A 2,564-nucleotide genomic window follows, 5' to 3' on the forward strand; every position below is an offset into this window, starting at 1 on the left:
GGAACGCGCCCGGAGCTGCGAGGTGTGCCCCTCGGCGAGTCGGGGCGGCCGAAGCCTGCGCCCCCTTTGATCACGGGCACACCAGGCCGCCCCACGGGCCCGCGGAGCTGCCCCACGTGCTGTTGATCAACGGGGAGGGCCTGGGCGAGGGCCTGGCCGCGCCGGGAAGGCCCTGGCGACCGACCTCAGCGCGCCGGGAGCGCGACCGCCGTCACGAGAATCCCGCCGTCCACGGCCCATCGACCCTCGAACGCCGACACCACGACCCCGTCCACCGTCGGCCCCTCGACCAGCAGCCGCGCCCGGAACGTCCCGTCCGCCGCGGCCACCAGCTCGGCGTCCTCGAACCCCAACCAGCGCCCCGTCAGCGGGAACCACGCCTTGTAGACCGACTCCTTCGCCGAGAACAGCAGCCGGTCCCACGACACCTCCGGCCGCGCGGCCGACAGCGCCGACAACATCGACCGCTCCCCCGGCGACGACACCGCGTCGAGCACCCCGCGGGGCAGGGCGTCGTGCACCTCCGCGTCGATCCCCACCGACCGCACCTCCGAGCGCCACGCCACCGCCGCGCCCCGGAACCCGCGGGTGTGCGTGATCGACCCGACCACCCCGTCCGGCCAGACCGGCGCCCGCTTGTCCCCCACCGGCACGGCCTCGGCCGGCGCCCCGAGCGCGGCCAGCGCCTCCCGCGCGCAGGTCCGCGCCGTCGTGAACTCCGCCCGCCGCGACGCCACCGCCCGCTCGACCGCCGGTTCCTCGCTCGGGTGCAGCGGGCCCGCGTCGTCGTCGGACCCGCAGGCCACCGCGACCACCGAGTCCGGCAGCACCGACGACAGCAGCGCTACCGCCACCGTGCCCCCTGCGCGACGGCCCACGCCGTGAACGGGTCGCGCTCCTGGGCCGGCGGCGCCGGCAGGACCTGGCGCAGCGGGCCGCGGACGAGGCCGTGGCGCTCCCACTCGCGCGGGTAGCCGACCGACACCTCCTCGAAGCGCACGCCGTCCTCCCACGTGGTGCGCGGCAGGTGCAGGTGTCCGTAGACGACCGCGGCCGCGTCGTACTCGACGTGCCAGCGCGCGGTGGCCGCCGAGCCGCACCACAGCGAGAACTCCGGGTGACGCAGCACCTGCAGCGGCAGCGCCGTGAGCGGCCAGTGGTTGACCAGCACCGTCGGCATCCCGGCCGGGCGGGCCGCCAGCCGCTCCCGGGCCAGGGAGAGTCGCTCGGCGCACCACTGCGGCGGCCCGGGGAACGGGTCGCTCGACATGAGGATCTCGTCGGTGCACACGACGCCGGCCTCGCGGGCGACGTCGAGCGCCTCGCGGTCCCCGAGCCCGACCATGTCCGGGCGCATCCGCCAGGAGTAGTCGTAGAGCAGGAACAGCGGACAGATCAGCGCGGGCCCGCCCGCGGTGCCGTCCGGGTCCCACACCGGCCACTCGTCCTCGGGCGTCAGCACCCCGCACGCCCGGCACACCTCGACGAGCGCGGCGTAGCGGGCCGGCCCGACGGCGTCGGTCTCCTCGTCGCGCTGCGTCCACAGCTCGTGGTTGCCCGGCACCCAGATCACCCGCGCGAAGCGCCCGGCGAGGGTGGTCATGGTGCGGCGCAGGTGCTCGATCCGGTCCCCGACGTCGCCGGCGACGATGAGCCAGTCGCCCGGGTCGGTGGGGTGCAGGTCCTCGACGACCGCCTCGTTCTCGGTGCGGTTCACGTGGAGGTCGCTGGTCGCGAGCAGTCGGGGAGCCATCTCACCGATCACGGTAGTCGGCGACCGGTACCGACCGGGCACCATCGCGCGACGCCGGGCGCCGTCTGCGTCACGATGACCCCGTGCCGCCCCGCCACCTGACGTCGCTGCCGCTCCCGCGTCGCCTCCGGTCCGCGATGGCGGAGACCGACTTCGACCGGGCCGGTCTCCTCGAGGGCCTGAGCGGGCGGGAGCGCCGCACCCGGGTCGAGGTGCTGGACGCGCTGGCCCGCGACGGCGTCGGGGTGGAGACGATGCGCGACGCCATCGCGCGCGACCGCCTCGGCCTGCTGCTGCTCGAGCGCACGCTCGACCCCGAGGACGGCTGGTCGATGGCCTCGATCTGCGAGCACACCGGGCAGGACCCGGAGGTCATCGCGAAGTGGTTCCGCGCGTTGGGACGCCCGGTGTCCGCGGACCCCACCGAGGAGATGTACACCGACGAGGACGCCGAGATCGCGCAGCGGATCGAGGGCTACCGCGCGCTCGGGTTCACCGACGAGGAGATGCTGCCCGTGGTCCGCGCGATCGGGCGCGGGGTGCTGAACATGGCGGACGCGCTCGGGTCGCTGATCGGGGAAGCGCTGCTGGCGGCGGGTGAGCCCGACTCGGAGACGGCGCTGCGCTACGCGATCGAGGCCCGGCGCTTCGCCGAGGAGGACGCCCTGCACCTGACCCACCTGGTGGCCGTGGCCCTCGCCGACCGCATCCGCTCCCACGCCGTCGCCCTCGAGGAGTCGACGGCGGGGCGGCTGCAGGGCGCGCAGGAGGTGTCGGTGTGCTTCGCCGACCTCGTGGGGTTCACCGACCT

The 2,564-nt window shown here is 75.4% G+C and carries 3 protein-coding genes; 1 reads left to right on the forward strand and 2 read right to left on the reverse strand.

Annotated features, from left to right (window positions below; genetic code table 11):
• Window positions 1–185: 185 nt before the first annotated feature.
• Window positions 186–854 (reverse strand): 4'-phosphopantetheinyl transferase family protein, encoded by a 669-nt coding sequence (locus AC0CYZ_RS15375; RefSeq protein ID WP_472216810.1) that lies wholly within the window; start codon window positions 852–854, stop codon window positions 186–188.
• Window positions 845–1,753 (reverse strand): metallophosphoesterase family protein, encoded by a 909-nt coding sequence (locus tag AC0CYZ_RS15380; protein WP_472216812.1) that lies wholly within the window; start codon window positions 1,751–1,753, stop codon window positions 845–847. The genes AC0CYZ_RS15375 and AC0CYZ_RS15380 overlap by 10 nt, the downstream gene beginning before the upstream one ends.
• Window positions 1,754–1,836: 83 nt before the next feature.
• On the opposite strand from AC0CYZ_RS15380, the gene AC0CYZ_RS15385 reads away from it, so the two are divergent.
• Window positions 1,837–2,564: adenylate cyclase regulatory domain-containing protein (locus AC0CYZ_RS15385; RefSeq protein WP_472216814.1), on the forward strand; the 728-nt coding region annotated here is incomplete at its 3' end.

Source organism: Actinomycetospora sp. (genome assembly GCF_055612215.1).